The sequence below is a fragment of the Shewanella piezotolerans WP3 genome, assembly GCF_000014885.1.
GTDB classification, from domain to species: Bacteria; Pseudomonadota; Gammaproteobacteria; order Enterobacterales; family Shewanellaceae; genus Shewanella; species Shewanella piezotolerans.
This window is the reverse complement of sequence record NC_011566.1, coordinates 1,322,550-1,338,983: the sequence shown is the minus strand read 5'-3', so window position 1 is coordinate 1,338,983 and position 16,434 is coordinate 1,322,550. Positions and strand designations below refer to the sequence as shown.

The 16,434-nt window shown below is 46.0% G+C and carries 10 protein-coding genes; 4 read left to right on the top strand and 6 right to left on the bottom strand.

Going from position 1 to position 16,434, the window contains the following annotated elements; genetic code table 11:
* Window positions 1-129 precede the first annotated feature (129 nt).
* The 4 genes from SWP_RS05845 to SWP_RS05830 all read left to right on the top strand — a co-directional run bounded on the left by SWP_RS05845 (window position 130) and on the right by SWP_RS05830 (window position 3,902).
* A complete protein-coding gene (locus tag SWP_RS05845) occupies window positions 130-669 on the top strand; it encodes an MAPEG family protein (RefSeq protein WP_020911488.1) in 540 nt (179 codons plus the stop codon).
* 356 nt (window positions 670-1,025) lie between these two features.
* Window positions 1,026-2,519, top strand: coding sequence for a hypothetical protein (locus tag SWP_RS05840; protein WP_020911487.1), 1,494 nt, complete (start codon window positions 1,026-1,028; stop codon window positions 2,517-2,519).
* Window positions 2,520-3,154: 635 nt separating this feature from the next.
* Window positions 3,155-3,334, top strand: coding sequence for a hypothetical protein (locus SWP_RS05835; protein ID WP_044555708.1), 180 nt, complete (start codon window positions 3,155-3,157; stop codon window positions 3,332-3,334).
* Window positions 3,335-3,428: 94 nt separating this feature from the next.
* Window positions 3,429-3,902, top strand: coding sequence for a LabA-like NYN domain-containing protein (locus tag SWP_RS05830; protein WP_020911485.1), 474 nt, complete (start codon window positions 3,429-3,431; stop codon window positions 3,900-3,902).
* 54 nt (window positions 3,903-3,956) lie between these two features.
* On the opposite strand, the gene SWP_RS05825 is transcribed toward SWP_RS05830, so the two are convergent.
* The 6 genes from SWP_RS05825 to malQ form a co-directional block, all read right to left on the bottom strand.
* The gene (locus tag SWP_RS05825; RefSeq protein ID WP_020911484.1) at window positions 3,957-5,642 is read right to left on the bottom strand and encodes a glycogen synthase; all 1,686 of its coding nucleotides are present in this window, start codon (window positions 5,640-5,642) and stop codon (window positions 3,957-3,959) included.
* A gap of 66 nt (window positions 5,643-5,708) precedes the next feature.
* A complete protein-coding gene (gene glgC / locus SWP_RS05820; protein ID WP_020911483.1) occupies window positions 5,709-6,974 on the bottom strand; it encodes a glucose-1-phosphate adenylyltransferase in 1,266 nt (421 codons plus the stop codon).
* A gap of 55 nt (window positions 6,975-7,029) precedes the next feature.
* Window positions 7,030-9,492, bottom strand: a complete 2,463-nt coding sequence (locus SWP_RS05815; protein ID WP_420804965.1) for a glycogen/starch/alpha-glucan phosphorylase — start codon at window positions 9,490-9,492, stop codon at window positions 7,030-7,032.
* 62 nt (window positions 9,493-9,554) lie between these two features.
* On the bottom strand, window positions 9,555-11,750 hold the full coding sequence (gene glgX / locus SWP_RS05810; RefSeq protein WP_020911481.1) for a glycogen debranching protein GlgX: 2,196 nt from the start codon (window positions 11,748-11,750) through the stop codon (window positions 9,555-9,557).
* Between the two features lie 3 nt (window positions 11,751-11,753).
* Window positions 11,754-14,003, bottom strand: coding sequence for a 1,4-alpha-glucan branching protein GlgB (gene glgB / locus SWP_RS05805; RefSeq protein WP_020911480.1), 2,250 nt, complete (start codon window positions 14,001-14,003; stop codon window positions 11,754-11,756).
* Window positions 14,000-16,360, bottom strand: coding sequence for a 4-alpha-glucanotransferase (gene malQ / locus SWP_RS05800; protein WP_020911478.1), 2,361 nt, complete (start codon window positions 16,358-16,360; stop codon window positions 14,000-14,002). The genes glgB and malQ overlap by 4 nt, the downstream gene beginning before the upstream one ends.
* Window positions 16,361-16,434 lie beyond the last annotated feature (74 nt).

Below are 16,434 nucleotides of genomic sequence, written 5' to 3'. Positions count from 1 at the left end.
GGGGGGATTGGCTTGGCGGTGATTCATCCTCTTGGCATAGCTCGAATGGCGGCGATAGTGGTGGAGAATAAGCAAAGAGCTCGCCATTAAAAAACAATAGCTACATACATCAGTCAATTTGGAGGACAAATGGGATTAACAAGTAAACAAACAGGCGTATTTAAGGGGATGGCTGCGGCAATGCTGACCTCAATCCTAGTGATTGTTTATGCAATGAGTGTCGATCCGTTTAATTTAGCTCAAAATAGCCAGGCTTCTCAGCGGTTATCTATCTTAGGTTTATCACTGATCTTACCAACCCTGTTTTTAATCGCTTCAATTGGACGTCTGGCTAAGTTTCGATTTTTTAGCCCTGAAGATATTGATGGCAGCGGTTTAACCGCTGGAACTAATGAAGCCCGCGTTCTACAAAGTTTGCTGCAAAATACTTTGGAGCAACTTGTTATCGCTATTGGCGTCTATAGCGCCTGGTGTCTGCTTATGCCAAGCGCTTGGCTATCTGCAGTGCCTTTATGTTCACTGCTGTTCGCCATCGGTAGAGTATTATTTTTTAAAGGTTATAACCAAGGTGCTGCAGCCCGAGCCTTTGGGTTCGCACTGACCTTTTACTCTACAGTGGTGATGTTCTTGGTACTCATTGGGTATCAATTGGCCCAGTGGTTCAGCTAAGGTGCAGCTTTAACTTCAGAGGTGTTTGATACTAAAACAGAGCGGTACCCCATCCTAAGTAATGCGTCATTTTTATGGCTTTAGCTAAAAACTGGCGCAAACCTCCCAAAAAACACACTGAAACATAAAGATACCTAAGTAAGTATTACGTAATAACAGCGGGAATCACATAACGCAAACCTCCAAACCCACGGCAAACACCAACGGCAATAAACCAGGAATCAAACCAAGCAGAAACAATACCTTAACACTTTAGAAAGTTTTTATATTTTACTGGTCAACTTGGTAGTATTGGCCAGTTATTTGCTACTTAGAGTGCAATATGAAACATAGATAACTTTTTAAAGGTGTAACTGGTGAAAAAACAACTCTCTTTGGCGGTAGCAATAGCATTAGGTTTAGCAGCATGTGGTAGCAGCGATAGCTCATCTTCACCGGAACCTGCACCTAAATATGACTGGCAAATCATTAACCTTTACGCAGCGGATCAGAGCGATGTCGCTAAAGGCTGCATCATTTATGATAATGCCATTGCAGAACCTCAGAAAGTTATTACCGCATCAATTGCGCTTTATGGATATAACGTACTCTTCCACAACCGTGATGGCAGTGTTATCACAAAACACACGATTAAAGCAGCCGATGTACCAAGCACAGGTATTGTCACCATCGACAGTGCAAATGTCCCAGCTGGCGGCTACGTATCATTAGAAGAAGTTGATGGCGGCATTGGCGGTAATGCTGACGTTTATATGTTCTCGGTACAAAAGGAGCTTTTGTCAGATCTTGTGCTTAATGTGCGTCAACCTCAAATGGGAGCAAGCTGCTATAAAGGAAGCCAAGAACTACCTGCCGAGATTGTCAAAAGTGCGGCGGTATCAGTGCTACAAGAGAAAAGTATCAGCCACTACCAGTCAAGTTACGGCTTGGATGTCGATGGTCACAGTATCTCTTCACACATTCCCGTAAAATCAGAGTTGCCAGCTCAGAAACAGGTACTGGTAACCGCTTACGAAGATGATGCCGATAGTAAAGCAAGTATCATGAGCCATTACGGCATGATCCAGCCAGGCTACATTTACGACAGCAATAACCCAGGCTCTATTATTGCCAGACCACTTACTAATGAAAATCTAATCTACCAACCTTGGAGTTCACAAGATAACCTTAGCGTTGATAGAGACAGCGCCATCTATATGGTTTATGGCGATAACAGCTACCTTTGGCAATCAATTTTCAACTCAAACCATGAGTTCGCTTTAGTGGACGGCAACAGCGATATGCAACATTGGTCAGCCTACTTTACTGGTGTCGATGCAGACTATGATTGGCAATATCACTCTTATATTGCACTCGACGGCGCCAACAGTGTGGTAGTTAATACGTTGCCAGCAATGTATGACTTTAGCGACATGGGGATTACCACCAACTGCAGTTCAGAGACATCGGCAGACTTGTGCATTGATACTTCCAGCTATAGCAGTGGTGACTTTGATTTGCAGCGCACCCAAGTGCGCTCAACCACAACCGTTGGTGGTCGTAACTTCTATCAATCAATCTATGCAGCACCTAACGCTCAACAAGTGTTGATGAATAGCAGTGTAGTTACCATGGCACCTGATGTCGCAAATCGCATCGAAGTCGGTCTAACAAAATCAGACAATCAGCCACAAGCTCTTAACTACATGATGGCAGAGTCTATTAATATTCAGACCGCAGCCAAGGATTCACCCATAGTGCCAGAGTACACAGACACTAACGGTGCCATTTTAACGATTAGTGAAAAAAGCGCCGCACACCAAGCTATCCTTGCAACAAATAGCACAATGGTGTCAAACAGTAAGAACTAATAACGGCTGGCTGATTAGTACTGAAAGGACACTATTTAGTGTCCTTTTTTATTTCTATATCTAGGCTACATATCCACTGCCACTGACCAGATACATAAGCTAATACCAATTGCATTAAGTATCTGACCAGTTCAGAGCCCCTCAGCCTTTTCAATTCAAAGCGCATTGGTAAAGAAATGGTTATTCCCTTTTAAGCCAATGCAAAGCAGAAGTGGAAAGACTGAGGGGCTCACGTAGTGCGGCTGAGGTTAAACAAATTGGCAAACGCTGTATGCTTCGCTATGGGCATTTGGATATACGACTAAATGGTCTATTTTGTTCCATACAAAATAAGACATTCCGGCCCTCCTTGGCGGTCAGATTTAGGAGGTACGAGACCAAGGATGGTCGAAGGTAGAATAATGCAGGAGCAATTATCGAGAGCGAAGCAGGATGCCAGAGCCGAGAATAACTATTAGCTCAAATTCCACTACTTGCCTACAGCGTTTTGAATTCCCGCTGAATGGTCAAACTTTTAATACAATTGGTATAATACCAAACAGGAAAAGCAAGGTCTCAAGGACAGGCTATAATTAGGGCTATCGGTAATCGGTTAGCACCAGAGTGTGCCGACTGCAATAGCAATGGATCTGCTTATGATAAAATCTCGAATGTCCCCAAGAGTAATTGAAACGATTAATGTGAATGGTCAATTTCTAGTAGATAGAAGAAGGCCTGAGCCTGAAATAGCAGATGAAAACCCGCTGCAGACCACCTACGAGCGCCGACAACAAAACCTAAATGACTTAGAAACCCAAATTGATATTTGGGTTTAATCACAAGCCAAGAATAATTAATCTTGCGTGACACTTCACTCCGTTACAGGGCTAAGGTATTGTCTTATGGCTACTAGCCTATTATGGACATGCTGTGAAAAAAATTGCTCTGTTTGTTGATGTACAAAATATCTATTACACCTGCCGCCAAGCCTATGGTCGCCAATTTAACTACCGAAAATTATGGCAGCATCTGGGTTATGAAGGCGAAATAACAAGCGCAACTGCGTATGCGATTCATCGCGGCGATGACGGTCAACTAAAGTTTCAAGATGCGCTAAAGCACATAGGTTTTGACGTCAAACTTAAACCCTTTATTCAACGCAGCGACGGTTCAGCCAAAGGTGACTGGGATGTCGGAATAACTATCGACATAATGGAAGCTGCCAGTGAAGTCGATTGTGTTATTTTGCTTTCAGGTGACGGTGACTTTGATCTGCTAATGCTTAAAATCTATCAGAAGTACGGCGTTGAAACCCAAGTCTATGGCGTACCTGGCTTAACGGCTAAATCCTTGATCGATTCAGCCAGCCAGTACCATGAAATTGATGATAGTTTACTGCTCTAATCGCTATAGCTTAATAGCACCACTACACCGGTATTAGTAAAATAAAATCATGTACTAAAGGCAGTATAGCTTGTCTACATATTGCTTTGCTTGGCTATGCCAATCAAAGCGTTGCTGCAGTGCTAACTGCTCCATCGCACGCCATTTGTCGCTACCGTGAAGCGCTATCGCCGCTTCAAAAATAGCAATGAGTGCGACGCCCTGCTCATGTATATCGTTACCGGCGAAGACAAAGCCCGTTTCCATATGTTGCACCGTATCTTTAAGCCCACCGACATGATTGACCAAGCACAGTTGGCCTTCTCGCATCGCTAACATTTGACTAATACCGCATGGTTCAAACGAGCTTGGCATCAGAAACAACGAACCCAATTGATACAGCGAGGAGGAGAGTTGCTCATCATAGCCATCAAGAAACACAAAGTTATTATACTGAGCGGCGAGATCTGAAAATTCTCGCGCTATTTGCTTATCACCACTGCCGAGTAAAATAAATTGCCCATTTGGCTTTAACAACGCTAACCGTTCAAGCAGTACCTGCAGTACCGTCTTACCGTGGAAGCTTTCATTTGCCGCAGCGCTTGAAAAGCGATAACGTAAAATCATCACTTTTTGATCGGTTAGCCTGCCAACCGAGGTCATTAGAAATCGGGCTTCTTCCGCTAGACCTGATTGCAACGCTTCCAACGGTGCACTGTTTTGCCACTGTTGTAATCGAGACTGCGCCACAAAGTGTTGACTGCTAACCTGCTCTTTACCTACTTGCCAGCGTAATAGCGCTGACTCAGCTTGTAGGAGCAATGCTTGCCAATCGCTTACAGAGAACTGAGCTCGCGCAGAAGACAGGTAAGTTTGTTGATCCTGAATATCTGTGTCATACATACAACCATTTAAGATCCCGATAACCCTCCCCTGCTCAAGCTTTTCCTGCAGTTCTAGCTCTAGTCCTTCCCCCCCAAAAAAACCTTGTTCAGGCATAGAAGGTCTTAACACTTCTGTCGCATAACTTGGTGAGACTAAATGCACTCGGTCAGATAGCACAATGGCCGCTCTTAGAGGATTAACACAATGGCGATACCGCGGGTCTACAATCGCAGCTAATTGTTGCTCATCGAGCTGAGCGGTCAATTGCGGAAACCATGCCGCTAACGATGACACCTCATCTGTTAGCGGTCTTATTCCTTGCAGTGCTAAGTTGTGAATACTGAACACACAAGGCGTTGCAAGCAGTGCCTCAAAGTTTGGTTCGAGCGCCCGCAATATGGCGAAGAAACCACAATGCCAATCATGCAAATGGATGACATCTGGCGGTGGCATTATCACACTGCTTGTTTCATTAGCTTCAATCGCCTGTGAATCATCAGTTAACGCTGTCGCAACCGCCAGACTGAAGAGAGCAAACTTGCTCGCATCGGTGGCAAAAGGACGAGACGCATCGCCTTGAGAGTAGATTTCACCGCCAGCATTAAACAAAGGGTGTGAAAATAGGTAGCAATAGCAATCATCAAGACTTGGGTGAGCCGCCTTAAAAACGCTGACTTGCTCCACTCGCCCCGCAAAGTTAACCCTGAGCTTACAGATCTGCTTGGCAGAGATAGTATCTTGCAAAAATCCATAGCTGGGCATAGCAACATCCACTGCCACATTATGCTTTGCCAATGCTAAAGGTAGGTCGCGCACAACATCAGCCATACCGCCAACTTTTGCGCCAGCAATGGCACCATTTTCTGCTGCCAACATTAATACTCGCGGCCTATTTTGCTTAACGTTCGTCAGAGTTTGCTCTTGGTATTGGTCTGCCATGGTCTATTCATACCCCACTGGCAATCCCAACATGTCACGAGTCACCAGCACCACCCCTTTATCTGACATTCTATAACCCTTAGCGCGGTCGTGATCATGGTTATAACCAATGACACTTCCTTCAGGAATGATGCAGCCACGGTCGATAATGGCATTTTTAATCTTACAATTTCGTAGCACCACCACATCGGGCAAAATCACCGAATCTTCGACCGATGAGTACGAGCAAACTCTCACCTCGTTAAATAGCACGCTACGGCGCACTGTTGCGCCAGAGATAATGCAGCCTCCAGAGATAATAGAATCTAGAGCCATACCGCGCCTATCGTCATCATCGAACACGAACTTCGCTGGCGGTAATTGCTCCTGATAGGTCCATATAGGCCATTTGGCATCATAGAGATTGAGTGCTGGTGTTGGCGACAACAGCTCCATATTCGATTGCCAAAAAGAGTCTAAAGTGCCCACATCACGCCAGTAAGCTTCTTCGTTAGGGAAGACACTTCTAAAGCGGTGTGCGTAAACTTTATGATCTTCGATTATCGAGGGAATAATATCTTTGCCAAAATCTCTGTCTGAATCTTCATTTTGCGCATCTCGCTTAAGTTGTTCAAACAAAAACTCGGTGTTAAACACATAATTTCCCATCGAGGCGAGGCACATTTCAGGGTCTTCTGGTAGATGTTTAGGCAATTCAGGTTTCTCTTCAAAGCCCAAAATCTTGCCTGTATCATCGACTTCAACTACCCCAAATGCCCCCGCTGCTTCAGGCGTTGGCACCTCTAAGCAGGACACAGTCATATCGGCGCCAGATTCCGCATGGGTTGCCAGTAAGCCGGCATAATCCATACGGTAAACATGATCACCCGATAAAATCATCACGTACTTAGGCAGCTCATGACGAATGATATCGATATTTTGAAACACTGCATCGGCGGTACCTTGATACCAATTCTCAGAATAACGCTGAGAGGCTGGCAAAATCTCAACCGATTCACCCAGTTCTTTTTTAAAATGTCCCCAACCGCGCATAACGTGGCGTATAAGCGAGTGAGATTTATATTGCGTGACCACGCCAATACGACGGATCCCCGAGTTAATGCAATTGGACAGTGGGAAGTCGATGATCCTGAATTTACCGCCAAAATAGAGAGAAGGTTTAGCACGCCAGTCTGTCAGTTCGTGTAACCTAGAGCCTCGGCCCCCCGCCAAAATGATAGCGTAGGTATCGCGAGTTAAATTACTAATGTAGCGCGGGTTATTACTCATATAAGTTCTCTCCTTGAACGTGCGTTTACAACAGGATTTATCAATTGAATGCGCATCATGCTCTCCAAATTTCGTCACGGTAACCGGCAATAGTCATATCACTCGAAAAACGACCACTCGCGGCGGTGTTTCTAATACTCATTTGTGTCCAACTCATTTGATCTTTATAAGCGTTTGCAGCATCAACTTGGGCTTGGCGATAGGATTCAAAATCGGCGGCGGTCATCCAGGGGTCATTTGGGCTTTTAATGCTGGCGATAATGGAATCGAAAATACCAGGTTCTTGCAGATTGAAATGACCGCTCTCTAATAACTCCATCACCTCTGACAGCGCGCTCAACGGCGGCATAAATGAGTCCGGTTGATAGTTCAATCTAAGGGCTGCCACCTCATTGGCATTAAGGCCAAACAGGAAAAAGTTTTCTTGGCCGACCTCAGCTAACATTTCAACGTTAGCGCCATCTAAGGTGCCAATCGTCAAAGCGCCATTCATCATAAACTTCATATTGCCGGTGCCTGATGCTTCTTTGCCTGCAGTTGAGATCTGTTCAGACAAGTCCGTTGCTGGGCAGATTTTTTCCATCGCACTGACGTTATAATTAGGCAAAAAAGCAAATCGGAGATATTGGCTGACTACGGCGTCTGAATTGACCATGTGAGCAACATTATTAGCCAGTTTTATCAACAGCTTTGCCATGGCATAACCAGGGGCAGCTTTACCGCCAATTAACACACAACGAGGAACTAAATCATCGGTATTACCTAGACGGATCTGCTGATATAAATGGATAACATGCAAAATATTGAGCAGCTGACGCTTATACTCATGAATGCGCTTTACCTGCACATCGAACATCATTTCAGCATCAAACTCGACACCGCACTCACGACTTATCAGCTGTTGTAATTCGGTTTTGTTAGCCTGCTTGACTGCGGCCCACTCTTTGATAAATGCCACATCATCAGTAAAGGCATTCAGCGCATTTAAATGGCTGAGATCGGTAATCCATTCATTGCCTAGGCGTTTACTCAACAATGCGCTTAACTTGGGGTTACATTGAGCAAGCCAACGTCTAGGCGTGACGCCATTGGTGCGATTATTGAACTTAGTTGGCCATAGCTGATAAAAATCACGAAACAGTCCCGAGGTTAATAGCTGAGTGTGTAACTCTGCCACGCCATTGACCGAAAAACAGGCTACAATCGCCAAGTACGCCATTCGCACATGAGGCTCGTAACCCTCCTCGATAATCGACATATCAGCGAGTTTGCTGGCATCTCCCGGCCACTGATGGGCAACCTGCTCAAGATAACGGGCATTGATCTCAAAGATTATCTCCATGATGCGCGGCAGCATCTGTTGCATCATTCTTACAGGCCAGCGCTCTAATGCTTCAGGCAGCAAGGTATGGTTGGTGTAAGCCATGGTTTGATTCACCACCTGCCACGCCTCATCCCATTCAAGGAAATATTCATCCACCAGCAAGCGCATCAACTCTGGGATAGCGATAGCTGGGTGGGTATCATTTAGCTGCATTACATTAAACTTGGCAAAGTCACTAAAGTCGTTGCCATGCTGATTAACCCAAGTATTGAGCAGATCTTGTAAGCTGGCAGATGATAGGAAGTACTGCTGGCGCAATCGTAGCTCCTTGCCATTCTCGCTAGCATCATTGGGATAGAGCACCATGGTGATTTGCTCTGCCATGTTTTTACGTGCAACCGCTTCGCTGTAATCCCCCTGATTAAACTCAGTCAGATCAAAATCATCGGTAGCCTCAGCTTTCCACAACCTCAACGTATTGATGCGACCATTTTTATAGCCGGGAACTGGCATGTCGTAAGCTACGGCCAGTACATCTTGGGTATCTGTCCAAGTGACGTTATTGCGTCCATCGCGGTCGATATAACTGCTAGTGCGACCAAAAAATGGCACCTTAACATTATGGCTAGCCGCTCGAACCTCCCAAGGATTGCCCTCTCTCAACCAGCGATCAGGTCGCTCAACTTGAAAGCCATCGACGAGTTTTTGGGCGAACATGCCATATTCATAGCGGATCCCGTAGCCAGTAACCGCAAGGTCCATACTGGCGCAGCTATCTAAAAAACAAGCGGCTAGACGCCCTAATCCGCCATTGCCCAGCCCAGCATCATGCTCTTGCTGCTCAATTTCCTCTATGGTGACCGCATATTCTTGCAATGCATCACGGGTGGTTTGCTCAATATCAAGATTAAGCAGCGCATTGCCTAGCGAGCGTCCCATTAAAAACTCAAGTGATAAATAAGCAACCTGCTTTCGGCCTTGCGAGATATCATCTACACGAGTTTGACGCCAATCAGCGAGCATCTGCTGCTTGACTGTAGTGGCCAAGGCTTGAAACAGATCTTGTTTATCTCGTTCATCGCAAGTCAGGCCATTGCTTACATGCCGCGCCATCACCAGATGGAACGCGTCACAGGGCTCACACTGGTGTTTAGATGTTGACTGGTTATTCGTCATTGCATCCTTCTTCGGCATTTTTTGGCTCGGTGTCGCTTGCTTAGATTTCGTTTTAGGCTGAGTCGGCTTTACCGGTGTCGTCATGGAGTTGATCCTTTTAGCTGGGCGGAAAACAACATTAAACTGCGATCTTTTAGCTGGTAACTTGGGCATGAGTTATTGGCAGCAGATGAAACTGCAACAGGCAGTGGCAACTCACTTTGAACTGTAGGCTCAACTTGCCAGCCTTCAGCGTCCATTGATTGGGTATGTAGCAGACACTGCCAGGACTCAAAGCCTTCAATATGTGGCATGGTAAAAGCAAGTGCTTGTTCATCCGCATTAAGCATCAACAGTAACGCTTGTTGCTGAGCAGGATCTGATGCACTGCCGCCAGTAAGCACCAAACTTAAGCTACGGGTATGAGCGTCGCTCCAAAGTACTTTACTCATGGGCTCGCCATTTCGGCAGAACCAACTGAGGCCAGCGCCATGACTTGAAGCTTGTTGATGAATAAATTGTCGAGTGTACAACGCGGAGAATCGTTTACGGATGGTAATAAGTTGCTGTACAAAACCAAGCAGGTTTTTCTGCTCTGCGGTATCGCTCCAGTCACGCCAGTTAATTGAATTATCTTGGCAATAGGCGTTGTTATTTCCCTTTAGACTGTGCCCGTTTTCATCACCAGCGAGTAACATAGGAACGCCTTGTGACAGCAGTAAAGTGGTGAGCATGTTACGCACTTGGCGTTGACGCAATGCGTTAAGCGCGGCATTGTCACTTTCGCCCTCCTCGCCATAATTGTGACTGTAGTTCTCTTGATGGCCATCGCGGCTTTGCTCGCCATTTAAATCATTATGCCTTTGGCTATACCTAACGATGTCATGCAGGCTAAATCCATCATGACTGGTGATAAAATTAACCGTTGAGTCAGCATCTCGGTCTGCATGTTCAAACAAATCACTGGAGCCATGAAGCCTGCGGGCAAGCTCAGGTAGCATGCCAAAGTCACCGCGCCAAAAGCGCCGCACAGTATCTCGAAAACGGTCATTCCATTCGCTCCAACCTTGGGGGTAGCCTCCAAGCTGATAGCCTCCTGGACCGATATCCCAAGGTTCTGCAATCAACTTGACTCGACTAAGCACAGGATCTTGCACAATCGCATCAAAGAAACCAGCGCCCTTATCAAAGCCGTGCGCTTCACGCCCTAAGCAGCTGGCTAGGTCGAACCTAAAGCCATCCACCCCCATGACTTCAACCCAGTAGCGCAATGAATCCATCACCAGCTGCAAGACTCTAGGGTGATTGATATTAAGGGTATTGCCACAGCCGGTATCATTGATATAAAAACGCTTATCGCTAGGGTGCAAGCGGTAATAGCTGAGGTTATCGATGCCCTTAAAGCAAAGCGTTGGCCCGAGGCGGTTCCCCTCTGCAGTATGGTTGTAGACCACATCTAAAAGCACTTCGATGCCAGCTTGGTGCAGCGAATTAACCATGGTTCTGAACTGGCTAATCTCATTGGGCGCAGACAAGGTATCACTGGTATATTGCCTGTGAGGTACGAAAAAACTTAGGCTGTTATAGCCCCAATAATTGCTCAGCGCCTTATCTTGTAAAAAGGCTTCGCTGATAAAACCATGAACCGGCAGCAGTTCGACGCAAGTCACTCCAAGAGCAATTAAATAGTCCAATACCTTTGGCTCAGCCAAGCCTAAATATGTTCCTCTCTTTGCTCTATCAATATCAGTGCATTGCTGAGTAAACCCCTTTACATGCATCTCATAGATGATATGACCATTAAGATCGTTCGCAGCAATGCTTGGCGAGTCTGCCATTTTAACAACTGGCTTTATAGGCGCTAAAACAGAGGTATCAACCACCTGACATTTAGGCATATAAGTTGCGTTGTCAGTGTCATCAAAGGAAAGATCTTCTAGGGGGTGATCGACGCTGTAACCGTAATGGCTTTGATGCTCAATAAACTGACCAACCCAGCGCTTAGCATAAGGATCAAGTAGCAACTTATTGGCATTAAAGCGATGGCCCGAATGAGGCGCAAACGGACCATCAACCCGATAACCGTAAACCAGCGCTTTATCTGGTGTTGCCAAATGCAGATGCCAAATCTGCTGACTCTTTTGCTGCATAGGATAGCGAGCAATTTCATGCTCACCACTTGCATCAAACAGACACAAAGTGACTGCAGTAGCATGAGCAGAAAACAGCGCAAAGTTAACGCCAAGTTCATCGACACTAGCCCCAAGTGGATAAGGTTTGCCAGCGGTAAGAAGCATCAATTAGCCCTTTCCAATAACTAAGCAGGCTAGCGGCGGCACCGTAATCAACGCACTATAGGGCAAGCCTTGATATGCATAGCTCTTGGCATTGATAACCCCTTGGTTACCCACATCGCTACCGCCATAAAATGCGCTATCGCTGTTAAGCTGCTCACTATATTCACCATCTTGAGGCAGGCCAACTCTAAAGCCGTGATGTACCTCAGGGGTCATGTTGACGACGAAAATCAAGTCGTCACGGCTGCTCACCAATGGATCGCTGCCATGGCGGATAAAACTGAAAATACTCGAGTCGGCATTGTCACAATCTAACCAGCTAAAACCGCTCGCTTCATCGTCCTTTAACCACAGTGCAGAGGATGCTTTATATAGCTTGTTTAAATCTTTTACCCACGCTTGCATGCCTAAATGCGGCGGGTATTGCAGTAGATGCCAATCTAAGCTTACATCGTGATCCCATTCGTCACGCTGGGCAAATTCGCCGCCCATAAACAGCAATTTTTTGCCCGGATGCCCCCACATAAAGCCGTAATACGCCCGCAAAGTCGCAAACTTTTGCCAGTCATCGCCAGGCATTTTATGCAACAAAGAGCCTTTACCGTGAACCACTTCGTCATGGCTTAATGCCAAGATAAACTGCTCAGTGTATTGATAAACAAGGCTAAAGCTAAACTCATGGTGATGATGGCGACGATGAATAGACTCGTGGCTTAAATAGCCTAAACTGTCATTCATCCAGCCCATATTCCATTTAAAACCAAACCCAAGGTTTGCTGTTTGCTCGCTCTCTTGTGCCTGCAAAGGCTTATCAATGATATGAGTCACTCCGGGCCAAGCCGTTGACTCTTCTGCAATCATGCAGATCCCTGGGAAGCTTTGATACAAGCGTTGATTAAGGTTTTGTAAAAAGCGAATCGCGGCTAAGTTCTCGCGGCCACCGTACGCATTGGGTAGCCACTGCCCCGCTTCTCGGCTGTAATCTAAGTAAAGCATCGACGACACTGCATCAAGCCTTAAGCCATCAAAATGGAACTCCTTTAACCAGTAGCAAGCGTTGCTCAACAGGTAACTTTGCACCTCACCGCGTTCATAGTTATAAATGAGAGTGTCCCAATCAGGGTGTTCACCTTGGCGAGGATCATCATGCTCATAAAGACTCGTACCGTCGAACTGCTTCAAACCATGTGGATCTTTAGGAAAGTGAGCTGGAACCCAATCAAGTAATACCGCAATTCCAGCTTGATGGCAGGCATCAATAAAGGCTTTTAATCCGTTAGCATCGCCAAAACGGTAGGTAGGAGCATAAAGCCCTACAGGCTGATACCCCCAGGAACCATCAAATGGATATTCGCTTAACGGCATAAGCTGTAGATGGGTAAAGCCCATTTCTAGCACATAGGGAATAAGCTGCTTGATGAGCTCGGAATAATCTAAATAATCAGCACCATCTTCACCTTGTCGACGCCAAGAACCTAAGTGCACTTCGTAGGTTGACATAGCCGCCTGATGCCAAACTTTGTCACACCGCTGTTTGAGCCACAGCTTATCTTGCCAATCATATGGGGTTTGTTCAGCCACTATAGAGGCATTTCCAGGTGCACTCTGCATCGCTTTGGCGTAAGGGTCAGCTCGCTCGATACATTGTCCATTAGCGTCAACTATCTCAAACTTGTAATGATCACCAGCACTCACTTGGGGAATAAAAATCTCCCACAATCCACTAGCAAGGTGTTGGCGCATCACGTTCACTGCGCCGTCCCAGTGATTAAAGTCTCCAATGAGTGATACTCGCTGAGCATTCGGCGCCCAGACACAAAACAGCACACCTGTAACGCCTTGATTGACCCGCCAGTTAGCCCCTAAAAATTGATAACTTTGCTGTTGATGGCCTTCACCAAAAAGATAAAGGTCATCGGCTTCAAGAAGGCTCGAGAATTGATACGGATCGATAACTTCTTGTATATCTAACGGATACCTCACCCGCAATCTATAAAGAAATGGTTTTACCCTGCGGCCCATTTTCCCACTAAAAAGCCCTTGATCATTACGCTTGTCTAAACTGGCAACTTTGCGCGATGTTTTCATACAGATAACATCGACGCCCAAAGCTCCGCGCAAAAAGCAACGCACAACCAGCGACTTTCCGTCATCACCGCTGTGCATGCCTAAAAGCGCAAACACATCGACATATTGACCGTTAAGCAGGGCGACATCGATACCATGTTGAAACTCGAGAGCATTGTTAGTCATAGCGGTAATCCATTTGGTTGTAGTGACGAAGTTGCATGAGCTGGTGTTGAAGTCGTGCGATTGGGATGAGTACTGGTAGTGGTAGTGGTATTGGCTTTTGTGCAGGCGTGTGTTCTTGCATATGCATCGGTTTCCCGCTCACTCTGCACACCTTGCTGACGAGAAGTTTGTAACTGCAGTAGCAATCCTTGCACTTGTTTATCTGCTGCTAACTCGGTTAAAGATAGTGCTAATCGGCGCTGCCAATTAGGATATTGCAGCCAGGTACCGGGGATATTAATAGGTTGGTTATCACAGACCAAATCGAAAAGTTGCACGCTGAAAAGATGCGCGTTACCAGCAGCAGTGACCGCCAACCAAGCCTTAAGTAGTTCAGGGTAATGAATGCTATTTACATCGCTGCCGTCAAACTGACCTTGCGCCTGCAGTAATTTCAATAACTGCTGTTTATCGAACTCACGCTGTGATATCAGCGATTGCAGCAACTCATCATTATCAATAAGACCGATACTACGTCTGAGCTGCAGATCATCTGCTTGCCACCACGCTAATAACGGAGGAACATCGTGATTGGCTAACATCATTAAACTGTCTGCTGGATAGTTTGCTGGCAAGGTGAAACCATCACCCTCTTTGCTAAAGTAAAACAGATCGTTAGATAACACGCCCGCAGCCGCAAGTTTACTAACAATTTCAGGAGGAATTAGGCCTAAGTCTTCACCGATAATTAAACATTGAGCGCGCTGACTTTCAATACACACAATAGCCAACAACACATCAAGTGGATAATAAACATAGGCGCCGTTACCTAATTCTTTTGATCTTGGCCACCACCACAAACGCAGTAGCGACATAACATGGTCAATTCTCAGTGCACCGCATGATTGCATATTACTGCGCAATAACTGGATAAAATGCTGATAGCCGTCGTGCTTTAGCGCAATAGGGTCAAAGGGTGTTAAGCCCCAGTTTTGCCCTTGGGGAGCAAATGGATCTGGCGGCGCACCAATACTGGCATCTTGGCAAAAAGGGCTGTTATCTGCTCGAACTTCAACACTATTGGAAGCCACCCCAACCGCCATGTCGCGAACCAGTCCAATCGCCATCCCCAATCGTTTTGCTTGGGCTTGGCATTGGCTTAATTGCTGCTCAGCGACAAACTGCAGGTAAGCAAAAAAGCGACTATCTAGCCCAGAAAATTCACTCAAGCCGACGGTATCACTAAGCTGCTGCTCACAAAACTGCCGCAAACTATCGCCATTATCAGTAATAAACAGACTAAATTGCTGCCCTCTTGCACTATTAGTTTCAACATGAGCCACTATAAATTGCTGATAAAGCAGTTTAAAAATCCGGTATTTATGTAGACTTACCAGTTGATAATCGAGCCAATCGGCACGATTGACCTGCCGCTTTATTGCTTTAAATTTAATGGCTAGCTCAGATGATGTTGCACCTGCAGCATTAGGCTCCACATCGCAAAATAACTGTGAATACTCAGGCACCATTTCAAAGTTAATATAAAGCGGGTTAAGCCTGCGCCTATCAGATGGACTATAAGGGCTACATGCTTGAGGGTTGGCAATATCCAGAGCATGTAACGGATTGAGTTGAATAAAGCTGCCGCCCTCGTTAGCCACCAGCTCAATAAGCGCTGCTAAATCGGCAAAATCACCAATGCCCCATTGCGTCTCACTGCGAAGGCTAAATAGTTGAATACTGAGCCCCCATAAACGGCTATTGCTAGGTGAACGAGTATTGCCGCTTTGGTAACTCATTACGGGAGCGACTAACCACTGACCTTCAACAAACTCAGCTTGATCACGAATGCGCACCCGATGATAGCCCAGACCTATATCTGGCAAAACTGACATTTGTAATGAACCGCCGCAGTAGATATCAGACGCCAACAATGCTTGAGTGATCAACAGTCGATAGTGCAAATAGTCGCAATCATCGACATGGTAATGGCCTGTAACCTTGGCAATATGAGGGTTTGCAGCAAACTTAGCTGTATCGATACCTAACTGAAACGGCTCACCGCCCTCTAACTGCAGCTCAATCGTCAATCGAGAGTCACTGTCACTAGGGAGGAACACACTCAACTCGGGATTATCTATCCTTGTATGTTGAAACAAAGGCAACCGTTGAGTCCACGGCTCCGCATCAAGTTGGTAGATTTTTTCGTCTATCTGCTCCGCCGACATCACAGGTTCGCATCGCTCTTGTGCAGCGCTAGCCAGCATACAGCGCAAAATACCAATACGATCTTGCTCTGGGGTTACGATGTTATCGCCACTACAGCTGACAAACTCAGCACCAACGCCTTGCAAATACAGTAACTTTTTTAACCCCATGCTTCTCATCCTTGAATTTAGCAATGCACTCTCTAGATGGAGCAGTAACCATGCCAATAACAAGTAACAGCTTG